General features: G+C 71.6%; 16 protein-coding genes and 1 tRNA gene. 4 read left to right on the top strand and 13 right to left on the bottom strand.

Annotated elements, in window-relative coordinates; all coding sequences use genetic code 11:
• Nucleotides 1-8: 8 nt before the first annotated feature.
• The gene (locus ACIPUC_RS20460) at nucleotides 9-584 is read left to right on the top strand and encodes an antibiotic biosynthesis monooxygenase (protein WP_446591043.1); all 576 of its coding nucleotides are present in this window, start codon (nucleotides 9-11) and stop codon (nucleotides 582-584) included.
• A gap of 22 nt (nucleotides 585-606) precedes the next feature.
• On the opposite strand, the gene ACIPUC_RS20455 is transcribed toward ACIPUC_RS20460, so the two are convergent.
• The 9 genes from ACIPUC_RS20455 to ACIPUC_RS20415 all read right to left on the bottom strand — a co-directional run bounded on the left by ACIPUC_RS20455 (nucleotide 607) and on the right by ACIPUC_RS20415 (nucleotide 9,246).
• Nucleotides 607-2,256, bottom strand: a complete 1,650-nt coding sequence (locus tag ACIPUC_RS20455) for a long-chain fatty acid--CoA ligase (RefSeq protein ID WP_446591042.1) — start codon at nucleotides 2,254-2,256, stop codon at nucleotides 607-609.
• Nucleotides 2,257-2,386: 130 nt separating this feature from the next.
• The gene (locus tag ACIPUC_RS20450; protein ID WP_446591041.1) at nucleotides 2,387-2,920 is read right to left on the bottom strand and encodes a SigE family RNA polymerase sigma factor; all 534 of its coding nucleotides are present in this window, start codon (nucleotides 2,918-2,920) and stop codon (nucleotides 2,387-2,389) included.
• 136 nt (nucleotides 2,921-3,056) lie between these two features.
• Entirely contained in the window at nucleotides 3,057-4,223 is a 1,167-nt protein-coding gene (locus ACIPUC_RS20445; RefSeq protein WP_446591040.1) for a lipid-transfer protein, read from the bottom strand.
• Nucleotides 4,220-4,603, bottom strand: coding sequence for a MaoC family dehydratase (locus ACIPUC_RS20440; protein WP_446591039.1), 384 nt, complete (start codon nucleotides 4,601-4,603; stop codon nucleotides 4,220-4,222). Before ACIPUC_RS20440 ends, ACIPUC_RS20445 begins: the two co-directional genes overlap by 4 nt.
• Nucleotides 4,600-5,631, bottom strand: coding sequence for an acyl-CoA dehydrogenase family protein (locus ACIPUC_RS20435; RefSeq protein ID WP_446591038.1), 1,032 nt, complete (start codon nucleotides 5,629-5,631; stop codon nucleotides 4,600-4,602). The genes ACIPUC_RS20440 and ACIPUC_RS20435 overlap by 4 nt, the downstream gene beginning before the upstream one ends.
• Nucleotides 5,631-6,590: a bifunctional MaoC family dehydratase N-terminal/OB-fold nucleic acid binding domain-containing protein gene (locus tag ACIPUC_RS20430; RefSeq protein WP_446591037.1), complete on the bottom strand. Its 960-nt coding sequence runs from the start codon at nucleotides 6,588-6,590 to the stop codon at nucleotides 5,631-5,633. Before ACIPUC_RS20430 ends, ACIPUC_RS20435 begins: the two co-directional genes overlap by 1 nt.
• Nucleotides 6,587-7,816 (bottom strand): acyl-CoA dehydrogenase family protein, encoded by a 1,230-nt coding sequence (locus tag ACIPUC_RS20425; protein WP_446591036.1) that lies wholly within the window; start codon nucleotides 7,814-7,816, stop codon nucleotides 6,587-6,589. Before ACIPUC_RS20425 ends, ACIPUC_RS20430 begins: the two co-directional genes overlap by 4 nt.
• 196 nt (nucleotides 7,817-8,012) lie before the next feature.
• Nucleotides 8,013-8,324 (bottom strand): hypothetical protein, encoded by a 312-nt coding sequence (locus ACIPUC_RS20420; protein WP_446591035.1) that lies wholly within the window; start codon nucleotides 8,322-8,324, stop codon nucleotides 8,013-8,015.
• A 487-nt stretch (nucleotides 8,325-8,811) separates the two neighbouring features.
• Nucleotides 8,812-9,246, bottom strand: a complete 435-nt coding sequence (locus ACIPUC_RS20415; protein ID WP_446591033.1) for a DUF6344 domain-containing protein — start codon at nucleotides 9,244-9,246, stop codon at nucleotides 8,812-8,814.
• Between the two features lie 378 nt (nucleotides 9,247-9,624).
• Between ACIPUC_RS20415 and ACIPUC_RS20410 the strand changes: the two genes are divergently transcribed.
• The 3 genes from ACIPUC_RS20410 to ACIPUC_RS20400 all read left to right on the top strand — a co-directional run bounded on the left by ACIPUC_RS20410 (nucleotide 9,625) and on the right by ACIPUC_RS20400 (nucleotide 11,495).
• Nucleotides 9,625-10,497 (top strand): helix-turn-helix domain-containing protein, encoded by an 873-nt coding sequence (locus ACIPUC_RS20410; protein WP_446591032.1) that lies wholly within the window; start codon nucleotides 9,625-9,627, stop codon nucleotides 10,495-10,497.
• A gap of 85 nt (nucleotides 10,498-10,582) precedes the next feature.
• Nucleotides 10,583-10,705 carry a hypothetical protein gene (locus ACIPUC_RS20405; RefSeq protein ID WP_446591030.1) on the top strand — a complete coding sequence of 41 codons (123 nt, stop codon included), beginning with the start codon at nucleotides 10,583-10,585 and terminating at the stop codon, nucleotides 10,703-10,705.
• Between the two features lie 364 nt (nucleotides 10,706-11,069).
• A complete protein-coding gene (locus ACIPUC_RS20400) occupies nucleotides 11,070-11,495 on the top strand; it encodes an SCO4225 family membrane protein (RefSeq protein WP_446591029.1) in 426 nt (141 codons plus the stop codon).
• 75 nt (nucleotides 11,496-11,570) lie between these two features.
• On the opposite strand, the gene ACIPUC_RS20395 is transcribed toward ACIPUC_RS20400, so the two are convergent.
• The 4 genes from ACIPUC_RS20395 to ACIPUC_RS20380 all read right to left on the bottom strand — a co-directional run bounded on the left by ACIPUC_RS20395 (nucleotide 11,571) and on the right by ACIPUC_RS20380 (nucleotide 14,510).
• Nucleotides 11,571-11,655, bottom strand: a tRNA-Ser gene (locus ACIPUC_RS20395).
• A 49-nt stretch (nucleotides 11,656-11,704) separates the two neighbouring features.
• Nucleotides 11,705-12,655 (bottom strand): trypsin-like serine peptidase, encoded by a 951-nt coding sequence (locus ACIPUC_RS20390; RefSeq protein ID WP_446591028.1) that lies wholly within the window; start codon nucleotides 12,653-12,655, stop codon nucleotides 11,705-11,707.
• 260 nt (nucleotides 12,656-12,915) lie between these two features.
• Nucleotides 12,916-13,962 carry a YeiH family protein gene (locus ACIPUC_RS20385; protein ID WP_446591027.1) on the bottom strand — a complete coding sequence of 349 codons (1,047 nt, stop codon included), beginning with the start codon at nucleotides 13,960-13,962 and terminating at the stop codon, nucleotides 12,916-12,918.
• Nucleotides 13,962-14,510 (bottom strand): cysteine dioxygenase, encoded by a 549-nt coding sequence (locus ACIPUC_RS20380; protein ID WP_446591026.1) that lies wholly within the window; start codon nucleotides 14,508-14,510, stop codon nucleotides 13,962-13,964. The genes ACIPUC_RS20385 and ACIPUC_RS20380 overlap by 1 nt, the downstream gene beginning before the upstream one ends.
• Nucleotides 14,511-14,529: the final 19 nt, after the last annotated feature.

The raw sequence follows: 14,529 nt of genomic DNA, 5'->3' as shown, positions 1-14,529 counted from the left end.
CTGGCCCGATGGCCCTCACCCACACGACCGAGCACACCGTCCCCGCCGACAACGGGGAGGTGAACCTGCTCATCGCGCGGCAGGTGGAGCCGGGACACGAGGAGACCTTCGAGGCCTGGGCCCACGGGATCCTGGAGACGGCCGCGGGCTTCCCGGACCACCTCGGGTACGGGCTCTTCCGCCCGGCGGCGGAGGGCGGGCCGTGGTTCCTGGTCCACCGCTTCCGCAACCAGGCGGCGTTCCAGCGCTGGCAGGACTCCCCGGAGCGGGCGGAGTGGTTCTCGAACTGCCTCGGGCACCACCACACGGAGATAGCCCGCCGTGAACTGCACGGCATGGAGACGTGGTTCGCCAGGCCGGGTACGACCCGGCCCGCGCCGCCGCGGTGGAAGATGGCGATCAGCTCGGGGCTGGCCATCTTCCCGATCTCGCTCGCCGGCAACGCGGTGCTCGGGCCGTACCTGGTGGATCTGCACTTCGTGCTGCGGACGGCGGCCTTCGCCGCCGTCTTCAGCACCCTGATGACCTACGTGGCCATGCCCGCCGTCAGCAAGCTGCTGCGGCCATGGCTCACCAAGGGCTGAGGGAGGTGAGGGCAGGGCGCGGTCAGTCCAGCTTCGTGACGTCCAGCGCGCCGTCCGCGTACTGCTTGCGGATCACCTTCTTGTCGAACTTGCCGACGCTGGTCTTCGGAACCGACTCGATGATCGTCCAGCGCTCGGGCAGCTGCCACTTGGCGATGGACTGGCTGAGGAACGCGCGCAGCCCCGCGTAGTCGACGGTCGCGCCCTCCTTGAGGACGACGGTGGCCAGCGGGCGCTCGCCCCACTTGTCGTCGGGGACCGCCACGACCGCGGCCTCGGCGACCTCGGGGTGGGCCATCAGCGCGTTCTCCAGCTCGACACTGGAGATCCACTCGCCGCCGGACTTGATGACGTCCTTGGCCCGGTCGGTGAGCGTGAGGTAGCCGTCGGGGCTGATGATGCCGACGTCGCCGGTCTTGAGCCAGCCGTCCGCGCTGAACTTGTCCTCGGGGCGGAGAGGTTCGCCGGACGCCCCGCCGTAGTAGGAGCCCGCGATCCAGGTGCCGCGCACCTCCAGCTCGCCCGCCGATTCACCGTCCCAGGGCAGGATGCCGCCGCCGGGTCCGACCAGGCGGGCCTCGACACCCGCCGGGAAGCGGCCCTGCGTGATCCGGTAGGGCCACTCCTCCTCGGCGCTGAGCCCGGACGGCGGGTGGGCCATCGTGCCCAGCGGGGAGGTCTCGGTCATGCCCCAGGCGTGGCAGAGGCGGACGCCGAGCTTGTCGTAGGCCTCCATCAGGGCGGGCGGACAGGCCGAGCCGCCGATGGTGACCTGCTTCATCGAGCTCAGGTCGCGGGGACGGGCGGTGACCTCGGCGAGGAGGCCCTGCCAGATGGTGGGGACGGCCGCGGCGTGCGTCGGCTTCTCGCGCTCGATCATCTCGGCGAGCGGGGCGGGCTGGAGGAACCGGTCCGGCATCAGCATGTTGATACCGGTCATGAAGGTGGCGTGCGGCAGTCCCCAGGCGTTCACGTGGAACTGCGGGACCACGACGAGGGTGGTGTCCTTGTCGGTCAGGCCCATCGACTCGGCCATGTTGACCTGCATGGAGTGCAGGTAGATCGAGCGGTGCGAGTAGACGACGCCCTTCGGGTCCCCGGTGGTGCCGGAGGTGTAACACATGGCCGCCGCCTGGCGTTCGTCCAGCTCGGGCCAGTCGTACGTGTCGGGGCGGCCCGCGAGCAGCTCCTCGTACTCGTGCACGCGTACGTCCAGGCCCGCGAGCGCGGAGCGGTCGCCGACGCCCGAGACGACGACGTGCTCGATGGTCGGCAGGTGCGGCAGCAGCGGCACCAGCAGGGGCAGCAGGGTGCCGTCGACCAGCACGACCCGGTCGGCGGCGTGGTTGACGATGAAGACCAGCTGCTCGGGAGGGAGCCGCAGGTTGAGGGTGTGCAGGACCGCGCCCATGGACGGGATCGCGAAGTATGCCTCGATGTGATTGGAGTTGTTCCACATGAGGGTCGCGACACGATCGTCCCGCTGCACACCGAGCTCGTCGCGCAGGGCGTTCGCGAGGCGGGTGGCGCGGGTACCGATCTCGGCGAAGCTGCGGCGGTGCGGCTCAGCCTCCCCGGTCCAGGTCGTGACCTGGGACTTCCCGTGGATCGTCATCCCGTGCTGGAGTATGCGGGTGACGAGGAGTGGTACGTCCTGCATGGTGCTCAGCAAAGCGTCCTCCCGGTGAGCGCTGCGGCGCCGCGGCGGCTACGGATGCTGCCGATTCTGCGCACGTACCGGTCGGCATGTCACTACCCGGGAGTACAACCCGCGCTGTGTTTCACGTGAAACATCGTGCGGCTCACCTGACCGGCGTGAGCTCCGGATCATCGCGGAGCTTGCCCAGCGCGCGGGAGACGGCGCTCTTGACCGTGCCCACCGAGACGCCCAGCAGTTCGGCGGTCTGCACCTCGCTGAGGTCCTCGTAGTAGCGCAGGACGACCATGGCCCGCTGCCGGTCGGGCAGCCGGGTCACCGCGCGCCACATCGCGTCGCGCAGGGCCTGCGCCTCCGCGGGGTCGGCGGCCGGGACCTCCTCGGTCTCCGGTAGCTCCTCGCAGGCGAACTCGTCGACCTTGCGCTTGCGCCACTGCGAGGTGCGCGTGTTGACGAGGGCGCGCCGGACGTAGCCGTCGAGGGCGCGGTGGTCCTCGATGCGGTCCCAGGCCATGTACGTCTTCGCGAGGGCCGTCTGGAGCAGGTCCTCGGCATCGCACGGGTTGGCGGTGAGGGAGCGCGCGGTGCGCATCAGGACCGTACCGCGGGTCCGGACGTACGCCGAGAACGACGGGTACGGCGTCGGCTGCGAGGCGAGCGTGCACACAGGCGTGGTCATGGCTCCACGCTAGGAGCGCCCGCCCGCCGTGGGATCGGCCGCAAGTGCCGAAGGGGGATCCGCCTCAGGTTGTAGGAGTAGGGCAAACCACACCCCCTGAAGGTGGAGGAGGCGGGGCCCGGGTGGGACGGAGGTCTCAGCCGTCGGCTCCGAGGATCAGCCCGGAGGTCGGCACGCCGGTACCGGCCGTGACGAGTACGCGCTCCGCCCCCGCGACCTGGTTGACGGAGCTGCCGCGCAGCTGGCGGACGGCCTCGGCGATCCCGTTCATGCCGTGCAGGTACGCCTCGCCCAGCTGGCCGCCGTGGGTGTTGAGCGGCAGTGCGTCCGCGGCCACGAAATCACCCGCCTCGCCCGGCGCGCAGAAGCCGAACTCCTCCAGCTGCATGAGCACGAAGGGGGTGAAGTGGTCGTAGAGGATGCCGACGTCGATGTCCGAGGGCCTCAGGCCGCTGGTCCGCCACAGCTGGCGGGCGACCACGTCCATCTCGGGCAGCCCGGTGAGGTCGTCGCGGTAGAAGGAGGTCATGGCCTCCTGGCGGCGCCCGGCGCCCTGGGCGGCCGCGGTGATCACGGCGGGCGCGTTCCGCAGGTCGCGTGCCCGCTCGACCGTGGTGACGACGAGGGCCTGGCCGCCGTCGGTCTCCTGGCAGCAGTCCAGCAGCCGCAGCGGCTCCACGATCCAGCGCGAGGCGGCGTGGTCGGCGAGGGTGATGGGCTTGCCGTGGAAGTACGCGGCGGGGTTGTTCGCGGCGTGCCGGCGGTCGGTGACCGCGACGTGCCCGAAGGCCTCGGGGGTGAGGTTGTACGTGTGCAGGTAGCGCTGGGCCGTCATGGCCACCCAAGAGGCGGGGGTGAGCAGCCCCCAGGGCAGCGACCAGCCGAGCGCCGCACCCTCGGCGGAGGGCTCGCGCTGCTGGACGCCAGAGCCGAAGCGGCGGCCGGAGCGCTCGTTGAAGGCGCGGTAGCAGACGACGACCTCGGCGACCCCGGTGGCGACGGCGAGGGCGGCCTGCTGGACGGTGGCGCAGGCCGCGCCGCCGCCGTAGTGGATACGGGAGAAGAAGGAGAGGTCCCCGACGCCGGCCGCCTGGGCGACGGTGATCTCGGGGCTGGTGTCCATCGTGAAGGTGACCATGCCGTCGACGTCGGCGGGGGTGAGTCCGGCGTCGTCGAGGGCGGCGTGGACGGCCTCGACGGCGAGCTTGAGCTCGCTGCGGCCGGAGTCCTTGGAGAACTCGGTGGCGCCGATCCCGGCGATGGCGGCGCGGCCGCCGAGTTCGTCGCGCCTGCGGACGCTCATGCCGGCACCTCCGCGGTGACCGTGCCCGTGACGTGGTGGCCGATGCCGTTGGCGCCGACCACGCGGATCTCGACCGTGGTCCCGGCCACGGCGGTGACGGTGCCGGTGAAGGTCACCGTGTTGCCCGGGTAGTTCGGGGCGCCCAGCCGGATCGCCACCTTGCGCAGCACGGCGTGCGGCCCGAGGTGGTCGGTGACGTAGCGGCCGACCAGGCCGTTCGTCGTCAGGATGTTCATGAAGATGTCCGGTGAGCCCTTCTCGCGCGCCAGCGCCGCGTCGTGGTGCACGTCCTGGTAGTCACGGGAGGCGATCGCACCCGCCACGATGAGCGTGCGGGTGACCGGGACCTCCAGCGGCGGCAGTGCGTCGCCGACCTTCATGCGTGTTCCCCCTCGGCTATCGAAGCTCCCAGCTCGGCCAGCAGTTCGCTGCCGCAGCCCAGATACGCGTCCAGCTGGCGGCCCCACAGGAAGTGCCGGTGGACGGGGTGGTCCAGATCGGCGCCCATGCCGCCGTGCAGGTGCTGGCCCGCGTGCACGACCCGCTTCCCCGCCTCCGAGGCCCACCAGGCCGCGGTCAGGGCGTGGTCGCGTGCCGGAAGCCCCCCGTCGATGCGCCAGGCCGCCTCGTACGCGGTGACCCGGATCGCCTCGGTGTCCATGTACGCGTCGGCCGCGCGCAGCATGACCCCCTGGTTGGTGGAGAGCGGCCTGCCGAACTGCTCGCGGGTCGAGGTGTACTCCACCGCCCGGGCGAGCGAGCCCGCGCAGACACCCGCCTGCAGCCCGGCGAAGGCGGTGCGGGCAGCGGCCAGGACCTCGTCGTAGGCCCCTGCTCCACCGAGCCGTTCCGCCTCGGCGCCGGTCAGGGTCAGCCGTCCCGCCGACCAGGGGGCGGTGGTCTCCACCGGCGAGGTCCGTACGCCGGGCGCGTCCGTCCGTACGAGCCACAGCACCCGGTCGGCGTCCGGGACCAGCACGTGCGTGGCCTCGCGCAGCCAGGGCACGGCGGGGGCGGTCCCGGTGAGCCGGCCGTCCTGCGCGGTGATCCGGCCGCGTGCCGGGAAGGCACCGGTGGCCACCGCCCCGCCGCTCTCCAGCGCGGGCAGCAGCCGGGCACGCTGCTCGGCGCTGCCGTGCGCCGCCAGCGGGAGCATCCCGTACACACAGGTGGCGGCGTACGGGACCTGTGCGGTGGTGCGGCCCTGTTCCTCCAGCAGCAGGACCAGTCCGAGCAGGCCGACGTCATGGACGGCGGCGATCAGCCCGGAGGCGGTGAGGGCCTTCCACAGCTCGGCGTCGCTGCCGGTGCCGGCGGCGGCGAGGCGTTCGTGGGTGGCGAGGTCGCGGAAGATCCGGGCGGCGAGGCCGGCGGCGGCTGCCTGCTCCTCGGTGGGGTGGAAGTCCATCAGCCCTCGCTCCCGCGGAAGACGGGCAGTTCGAGGTCGTCGTCGACGCGCAGGAACTCCAGCCGGACGGGCAGCCCGATGCGCACCTTGTCGTAGGGGACGCCGGTGATGTTGCTGACCATCCGGACCCCTTCGGCGAGTTCGACGAGCGCCACGGCGTACGGGCCCCCCGCGCCGGCGGGATCTTCGTGCGCGGTGAAAGCAGGGAAGGGCGGGTGGTGCATGACGACGTAGCTGAACACCGTGCCGGCGCCGGAGGCCTCGACCGTGTCCCAGTCGGGGGAGGCGCAGGCGTTGCACCCGGGGAGCCAGGGGAATCGCAGGGTGGCGCAGGCAGTGCAGCGCTGGACCAGCAGCTTGTGGTCCCGGACCCCGGCCCAGAATCCCTCGTTGTCACGGTTGATCACCGGACGGGGGCGCTGGGCCTTGGGCTTCTGCTCCCGCGCCCTGGCGGCCGGCGCGTACTTGAGGATCCGGAAGCGGTGGGTGCCGGCGAGCTCGCCGTCCGCGTGGACGTCCATGCGGGTGGTGACGAAGTGGCCGGTGCCCAGCTTGGTCGTCTTGCGCGGCGACACGGACTCGATGACGGCGTCGAACGTGATCGCGTCGCCGGGGCGCAGCGGGCGCAGGTACTCCTGCTCGCAGTCGGTGGCGACGACGGAGGTGAAGCCCGCGGCGTCGAGCAGCGCGAGGAGCTCGTCGTAGGCGGAGGAGCGGTCCGTGTGGCCGGAGAGGCCGCCCATCGTCCAGGCCTGGAGCATCGTGGGCGGAGCGATGGCGTCCGGGCCGGTGTAGGCGGGGTTGGCGTCGCCCATCGCCTCGCACCAGTGGCGGATCATCGGCTGGTTGACCACGTCCCTGCCCCGGCCCGCGGTGGCGGCGGGCTGCCCCTCGAAGGCCGTGACCAGGGCGTGGAACCGGCCCGCCTCATCCGCTGCGCCGGCACCGTCTGCCGTCATCGCTTCCTTCCCTTCATGCCGAGCCGCATCATGGCGACGATCTCCCGCTGGACCTCACTGACCCCGCCGCCGAAGGTGTTGATCTGGGCGGCCCGGTTCATCCGTTCCAGCTCGCCGCCCGCGAAGGCCGCGGGCCCCCGGATGAGGGCCTCCTCGCCCACCACCTCCTGGCACATCCGGTACACCTCGACGGTCGATTCGGTGCCGAGGAACTTCACGCCGCTCGCGTCGCCGGGGGCCAGGGTGCCGCCGCCCACGTCCTGGACGAGGCGCCAGTTCAGGAGGCGTACGGCGGCCAGCCGGGCGTGCGCCTCGGCGAGGCGGGACCGCACCCAGGGCAGGTCGGCGGGGCGGTCGCCGGTGACCGGGTCGGGGGTGCGGGCGTGGGCGAGGGCCGCCTCGAAGAAGTCCTCGGCCTGCATGCCGATGGCGGCGAGGGCCACGCGCTCGTGGTTGAGCTGGTTGGTGATCAGGCCCCAGCCGCCGTGCTCGGGGCCGACGAGGTTGCCGGCGGGCACGCGCACGGAGTCGTAGTACGTCGCCGTGGTCGTGAGCCCGCCGACGGTGTCGATCGGGGTCCAGGAGAAGCCGGGGGCGTCGGTGGGGACCAGGATGATCGAGATGCCCTTGTGTTTGGGGGCCGCGGGGTCGGTGCGGCAGGCGAGCCAGATCCAGTCCGCGTGCTGGGCGTTGGAGGTGAAGATCTTCTGTCCGTCGATGACCCAGTCACCGGCGTTCTTCCCGGCCTCGGCGTCCTGCCCCGCCTCGGGGTCCTGCCCGGCCTCGGGGTCCTGCCCGGCCTCGGCGACGCCGTCGCGGACGGCACGGGTGCGCAGGGCGGCGAGGTCGGTGCCGGCCTCGGGCTCGGAGTAGCCGATGGCGAAGACGATCTCGCCCTTGAGGATCCGGGGCAGGAAGTAGTCCTTCTGCTCCTGGGTCCCGTACTTCATCAGGGTCGGGCCGACGGTGTTGAGCGTGACCATGGAGACGGGGGCGCCGGCCCGGTAGGCCTCGTCGAAGAAGACGAACTGCTCGTCGGGGCCGCGCCCTTGGCCGCCGTACTCGACGGGCCAGCCGAGGCCGAGCAGTTCGTCGTCGCCGATGCGGCGCAGCAGTTCGCGCTGGTGGGCCGGATCTTCGGGGACCCCGTCCGGCAGCAGGTCCTGGAAGTACTCCCGCAGTTCGGCACGCAGCCGCAACTGGCCTTCGGTCGGGGCGAGGTGCACGGCGCTGGCCTCCCGGCATCACATCATCACGTGAACCTGACTGTCCGTCAGATTCACCCGTGGTGTCAAGGTCGGGGAGGGGGTGGGCGGGCCTGGGCGACGCCTGGCGGGCATGCGGGAGGGCGCCCGCGCTACCGGACCCCAGCCGGTCCGGTCGCACAGGCGCCCTCTTCAGTCGGAGCGGCTCAGGCCGCGGCTACCACCACGGGTGGAAGTTGACGGCGACGTTCGAGTTGGACTGGTCGATCGCGGTGAGGGCGGAGCCGTTGACCTGCGCGGTGTTGTTCTGGTTGGAGGCGCCGGAGCCGGTCGCCACCTGCTGCGACGTGGACGAGTTGCCGTTGTTGTTGCCGCCCACGCCGCTGCCGATGATGCTGGCGACGCTCGCATTCGATCCGTCGTTCGCGAAGGAGCCGTTGTCGGCCGAGGCCACCCCGCCGAACAGGGCGACGGCGAGGGGGAGCGCGGCGACAGCGGCGACGACGCGGGCGGTACGGATGCTTGCCATGTCTGAATCCTCCAGAAAAGCGAAGTGGGGCTTGCTCCAAGGCAGTTGGCCGACCGCCTCGGTCGTTCTGCGTACTGACGACGTCGCGACATCAGAGTTGCCCACCGAATCCCCGGCGAACCACCCCGGAGTCTGCGATTCCCCCGCAAGCATGACCAACATCGGATAAACCCGATTCGCGCCCCCGGCGCCCCAGATCAGCACTCCGGAATCCCCTGAAACGCCTGCCCCACAAGGGACGAAGCGTTCCACCAGACCACCGTGTCCCGGACATGCCGAAAAGGGCCGCGTCGTCCGGGAACCCCACCGTCTCCCGGGCCTGCGGCCCTGCAATGCCAAGCTTTGCGCCCCCTGTGCGCCCCCGGCGTCCGCCGGGGCAACCCATCCGTGCCCCGCTCCGGGGCACACCACGTGGCGCGATCCTCGGTCACATGCGACCGGGCTCCAGCGCCAGTTCCACGTCCCGTCCCAGCGGCAGCGCGTACGCCTACGCGGCGAGCGCGAGCACTTCCCGGGCGGCTCCGGCGGCGGTTCCGGCCGGCGCGCAGACGGGGGCACCTGCGGGGGCACCGGCGGGGGCACCGGCCTGGGTCGGGATTCGGACAGCGGTTCCCGGTCCGGCGCCCATGGCCGCGGCGGTGGTCGATCGACGGACGGACGGGGTCTTGCCGTGCGCCTCGGCGCGGATCCGCTGCTTGATGGTCGGCGGCAGCGATCCGCCCCGCATCATCGCCCGCCAGGTTCGCCGGGCCGCGAAGGCCGGACGGCGCACCGCGGCGACCGGGGCGGCGGGAGCGGCCGGGGCCGTGACGGAGGCGGTGGCCGCAGCGGCTTTCCCACCGAGACCGAGAGAGGTGAGGAGAGCCACGAGGGCGGCGAGGACGGAGGTCCAGATCGAGGAGAGGGTGCTGCGCTGAGCCATGACGGGTGCCTCGTTTCGAGATGTTCCGACGGGCGGATCTGAATACATTCGTCATGATGTGCCCGCAACCGCACAGCACCCACGACGCGCGCCGATCTTCCGACAAACACCACTCGGAAGGCCCAGCCGCAGGAGTCGTCTCCGACGGCGAGCACGCCATTGCGAGGCACCTGGAACCCGCTGACCTGCACCTTCGCCCCACGTCAGGCCGGGGGCCCGCAGCGGCACGCACACGCCGCGTCGGCAAGTCGGACATCGCGTCACGCGCCTTCACCCCGGCGGGGAACGCTTTCGGCCAATGGGGACGGGTGTCTTTGCCTTGTCGGCCCACAATGGGCCCAGAGCCGTGGGCGCTCGTCGCGCACGAGGGAGAGGGATGTGCCGGTGGTCGCAAGCGCGGGCATGACCGGCCGGGGAGTCGAGATGACCCGGATGGGTGATCGGTGGCGGGTGACCCGGCCGTGGCCTCCCCAGTTGCGCCCGTTCGTGCACAGCTATGCCGGCTACTGGGAGGCGGCGGCCTCGCCCTACCGGGTCCGGCTGGTGCCCACGGGGCGAGCCGTCGTGGTGATCAACCTCGGTGAGCCATTCGCCCAGGTCAGGCGGCTGGGGGAGGCGAGCCCGAGCAGCCAGGTGACCGGCTCGCTGATCGCGGGTCTGGAAGACGGGCCCCGGGTGTGCGACCACCCTGGCGGCCAGGAGGCGATTCGGCTCGAGCTGACTCCCCTGGGCGCCTTTCGGCTGTTCGCCGTGCCGATGAGCGAGTTGACCAACAGGGTGGTCGAGCTCTGCAACGTCCTCGGCCCCGAGACCGGTGTGCTGGTGGAGCAACTGGCGGCCACCAGCGACTGGGGAGCCCGGTTCGACCTGCTGGACCTCGCGCTGTCGGTCCGGCTCGAGCGCGGCCCGGATCCCTCGCCCGAGGTACGCCATGCCTGGCGGCTGCTGTCGCGGGCCGGCGGGGCGATCCCGGTCGGCCGGATCGCGGCCGAGGTCGGCTGGAGCCAGGGCTACCTGATCCGCCGGTTCACCGAACAGATCGGCCTGACACCCAAGACCTCCGCGCGGGTGCTGCGCTTCCATCGGGCGATGCGGCTGCTCACCCGGGAGGGAGCAGATCTCGCCGAAGTGACCGCCGCCTGCGGCTTCTACGACCAGGCCCACCTCAACCGCGAGTTCCGCGCCCTGGCCGGGACCACCCCGGGCCGGCTGGCCGTCGCCCGCCTCGCGGAGGGAGCCGTCCCCTTGTAAGGGGCGAGGTCAAATTTGTCCAAGCCAGCCCGGGCTGCGCGTCGATAGTGTCCCCCTTCGTAGTTGCCCAGAGGGGGAGTACTCGATGGAAGACCTGCTGCGCATTCTGGTATCCGGCGCGATCACCGGCGGCTTGATCGGTTTGGCGGGAGCCTTCGGCGCTCGCAGGCGCAGGCGGCGGGCGGGCGGCGGCACCAACGGCCGCTGACGCCCGGCTCGCGGCCCGTGCCGGCCGACTGCCTCTTGGCCCCACATGCACCGGTCAGCGACGGGAAACGGGGGATCCCGGCGCTGACCGGTGAACGCAGAGGGCGGGTCCCCGTATCGGGGACCCGCCCTTTGATCGTCATCCCGCTGGTGTCGACGATCCGGACGGTCAGGACGTCGCGTGCGCGCGATGTCCCCGGCGTGCTTGCCGTGCACGGCTCTGACCAGGTACGCAGCGCCGAGCAGGATGAGTAGGCGAACTCAGGTGGCGGTCCTCGGCAGCTTCGAGACTGGGCGCAGGTCGAACGAAGCGGAACGGAACGGGGAACGTCATGGTGCGGCGCTGGTCGAAGCCTGAGATGTGGGTGCCCGGTGGATACCTGGCCCTGGTGGTCGCGATGCTGGTCTACGTCGCGGTCGTCAGCCGGACGGGCGACATCGGGTTCTTCGGAGTCTGGCCGATCCTCGCCACCGCGCCGGTCAGCCTCCTGCTGCTGAGCACCTTCGGACCCGCGGCGGACGCCCCGGACGGGTCGGCCCCGGTCGACGGGCCAATCTACGAAGGCTCGCAGCCGCCTCCCGAACCGCTGCCCACGGAGTTCCTGCCGGAGTCCGCCCCGCGCCCCTCGGACTGGGTGGCACCGGACACATCCATCGACACCAAGCTCGACATGTGGTCCGAATTCGGCTTCTACGGCGCGGTCCTGGTCAGCGCCCTGGTCAACGCCGCGGCGATCTGGGCCCTGCTCCGCTGCGTGGCGCGGCGGCGTGACGCCAGGAGTTCAAGGTGAGACAGGATGAGCAGAGAGGGCGGGCACCCGGTTCGGGTACCCGCCCTCTGACCTGCTACTTCTCTGACCTGCAAGCGGTGGGTGTGGGATTTGAACCCACGGTGACTCGCGCCACGACGGTTTTCAAGACCGTTCCCTTAGGCCGCTCGGGCAACCCACCTGGCCGGTACAGAGTACCGGCCAGGTGGGGATGACGGGGCCGCTGAGGGTCAGGCGGTCTGGGCCTTGTCGTAGGCCGCCTTCGCCTCGTTGCCGAAGTAGGGGCCGTACATCCGGTTCGGCAGGAAGGTGTAGCCGAAGCTGTTCACCGAGACCTGGGTGCCCAGGCCGGTGGTCTCGTTGAAGTCCTGGAACCAGGGGCCGCCGCTGGAGCCGCCGGTCATGTTGCAGGCCAGGCTGTGGTCCTTGGTGAGCAGGAAGTCCTTGCCGCTGTTGCCGCTGCAGTAGACGAGCTTCGTGCCGTCGTACGGGGCCGCCGCGGGGAAGCCGAAGGAGTACATCCTCTTGTTGTAGCCGCCGTTGAAGAGGATGCCCTGGGCGCCGACGGCCTGGCTCAGGGTCTGCCCGTTCAGCGGGGCGACGACGGCGAGGCCGACGTCCATGTTCATGTCCTCGCTGGCGGCCCACTGGTCGGTGGCGAAGGTCTTGGTGGCCGACCACTGGCCGTAGGGCGCGTTGCCGTTGTTGTAGGCCGGTACGAAGACCCAGTTGGTGTGCCAGGCGCCCTGGTACTTCACGCAGTGGCCGGCCGTCATGACCGTGCTGCCGTTGGCGCTGGTGACCGAGTCGCCCGAGCAGGAGGCGGTCCGGTTTCCCATGGTGAAGAAGACCCGGCCCGAGGTCTTCACCACCGCTCCGGCGCCCGTCCAGGCGCCGCCCGGCTGCGGGAACGCGGTGGGGGACGCGGAGGCAACCGTCGGGGCGATGCGGGTCGGGGCGGCCGAGGTGGCGACCGGCGTACGGGCGGCGCCGGGGGCTGCCGTGATGTCGAGCGGGGTGGCGCTCCGCATCCGCTCGGCGGTCCAGAAACCCTGGGTGTGCTGCTGCCGGAAGGACGCGGGAGTGTCCGACGCGGCCGAGGGGGAGGCCGAGGTCAGTACACCCGCGATCAGGGCGCCTGCCGACAAGAGGACGGATGCGGCGATGCGATGACGATTCACGCATGACTCCTTCTGCCGTGCCCGGTCCGGTCCTGTCGGTCGGACCCGGGCAGGGTGGGGGTGAAGAACGGTCGGTGCGGATCGGCGGTGCGGGTTGTGCGGTGCGTGCCGTGCGGTGTGCGCCGGGCGGTGAGTGATGGACAGTGAGTGCCTGGGACTTGCCCGGCAGAGTGGCACGGCCGCGCACCATTGTCAGCGGGCAGTCAGAACGTTCGGTCGGTTCCGGCCATGAAATGGCCAACTCCCTCCCCTCGCTGCCGTCATGCGGTGAGCAGCACGCCCGCGTACGAGGCCCCCGCGACCACCACCCAGGCCCCCAGCCCGAGCACCGCGGCCCGTCCGCCGGTCCGGGCCAAGGTCGGCAGGTGCACCGCGCTGCCCAGACCGAACAGGGCAGCCGCGAGCAGGGCCTCCTGCGCGGTGTGCGCCCATTCCAGTGCCACGTCGGGCAGGGCTCCCGTGGCACGCAGGGCCGCCGCGGCCAGGAAACCGGCCACGAACAGCGGCACCGGGGCCGGCCGGCGGCCCGATGCCGTGCGCACCCCGCGCCGCCGGGCCCGTACGGAGAAGGCGACGGCCGCCACCAGCGGGGCGAGCAGCGCCACCCGCATCAGCTTGACCAGCACCGCTTCGCCGAGGGCCCCCGGGCCTGCGGTCTGCGCGGTGGCCACCACCTGGCCGACGTCGTGGACGCTCGCGCCGACCCACCGCCCGAAGGCGAGGTCGGAGAGCGCCAGGGGGTCTTGCAGAAGGGGAAGCACCGCGATCGCGAGCGTCCCGCACAGGGTCACCAGCGCCACCGAGGCGGCCACGTCCTCCTCGTCACTGCCGGAAACCTCGCTCACCGCGCCGATCGCCGAGGCCCCGCAGATCGAGTACCCGGTGGCGATCAACAGCGGTTGGTCGCCCGGGAGTCGGAGGCGTCGCCCCAGCCAGAGGGTGCCGAAGAAGGTGGCCGCGACGACCCCGGCCACCATGGCCACGGTCGCCCAGCCGAGCCGGAGGACCTGGTCCAGCCCCAGGCCGAGGCCCAGCAGGACGATGCCGATCCGCATCAGCCGCCGCCCCGCGAGCGAGAGGCCCGGACGGGCGGTTCCCCGTACGTAGGTCCGCAGACCGGGAAGGTGCGCCACGGCGATGCCCAGGACCACCGACGCGGTCAGCATGGGGACGGCGGGCACCACCCGGTGGATGCACCAGGCCGCCAGCGCTCCGCCCGCCGCCGCTGCCAAACCCGGCCAGACGGTGGATGTTTCACGTGAAACATGCCGGACCGCCGCACTCTGGGGGCGGTGGAGGAGGGCCATCAGTCGACGGGCAGCGTGTAGACGCGGCGGATGCTGGTACCCAGCCGGGAGACGTCGGCCCCGTACACGTGCACCGATATCGCTTTCGTACGACAGGAGTTGCGCACCTTGTGGATGTCGCCGGGCGGGGCGAAGCCGCAGACCTCACCCTGGCCGTTGACCACGTCCTCGGTGGCCACCAGCCGGGCCGCGTCCGGTCCGGGCGAGAGCCGGTAGCGGCGTTCGCTCTCCTCGCCCTGGTGGACGCCGGCCACGCACCACGCCACGTGGTCGTGGATGCAGGTCTCCTGGCCGGGCAGCCACACCAGGGCCACCACAGAGAAGCTGCCGTCGGACTCGGCGTGCAGGACGTGCTGCCGGTACCGATCCGGGTCGCCTTCCTGCTGCGCCGGGGTCAGCAGGTCGGCTGCGCCCAGATGCGGGGCGAGGCGTTCGCCGACCAGGTACGCGGTGAGGTCGGGGGCCAGCCCCCGGTCCACGACCGTGCGGATCTCATTGACGAGGGCGGCCATCCTCGTGGTCGTACGGGCCGGCGTCGTGGTGGTCATACCGGCAGCGTCCTGCTGC

Source organism: Streptomyces sp. LARHCF249, assembly GCF_052871255.1.
The sequence above is the reverse complement of the archived record's forward strand: the minus strand, read 5'-3'. Positions and strand labels throughout refer to the sequence as shown.

Coding starts and splice junctions, on each gene's coding strand:
- ACIPUC_RS20460 (WP_446591043.1), top strand. CDS start 9: ATGGCCCTCACCCACACGACCGAGCACACCGTCCCCGCCGACAACGGG.
- ACIPUC_RS20450 (WP_446591041.1), bottom strand. CDS start 2,920: ATGACCACGCCTGTGTGCACGCTCGCCTCGCAGCCGACGCCGTACCCG.
- ACIPUC_RS20445 (WP_446591040.1), bottom strand. CDS start 4,223: ATGAGCGTCCGCAGGCGCGACGAACTCGGCGGCCGCGCCGCCATCGCC.
- ACIPUC_RS20440 (WP_446591039.1), bottom strand. CDS start 4,603: ATGAAGGTCGGCGACGCACTGCCGCCGCTGGAGGTCCCGGTCACCCGC.
- ACIPUC_RS20435 (WP_446591038.1), bottom strand. CDS start 5,631: ATGGACTTCCACCCCACCGAGGAGCAGGCAGCCGCCGCCGGCCTCGCC.
- ACIPUC_RS20430 (WP_446591037.1), bottom strand. CDS start 6,590: ATGACGGCAGACGGTGCCGGCGCAGCGGATGAGGCGGGCCGGTTCCAC.
- ACIPUC_RS20420 (WP_446591035.1), bottom strand. CDS start 8,324: ATGGCAAGCATCCGTACCGCCCGCGTCGTCGCCGCTGTCGCCGCGCTC.
- ACIPUC_RS20415 (WP_446591033.1), bottom strand. CDS start 9,246: ATGGCTCAGCGCAGCACCCTCTCCTCGATCTGGACCTCCGTCCTCGCC.
- ACIPUC_RS20405 (WP_446591030.1), top strand. CDS start 10,583: ATGGAAGACCTGCTGCGCATTCTGGTATCCGGCGCGATCACCGGCGGC.
- ACIPUC_RS20385 (WP_446591027.1), bottom strand. CDS start 13,962: ATGGCCCTCCTCCACCGCCCCCAGAGTGCGGCGGTCCGGCATGTTTCA.
- ACIPUC_RS20380 (WP_446591026.1), bottom strand. CDS start 14,510: ATGACCACCACGACGCCGGCCCGTACGACCACGAGGATGGCCGCCCTC.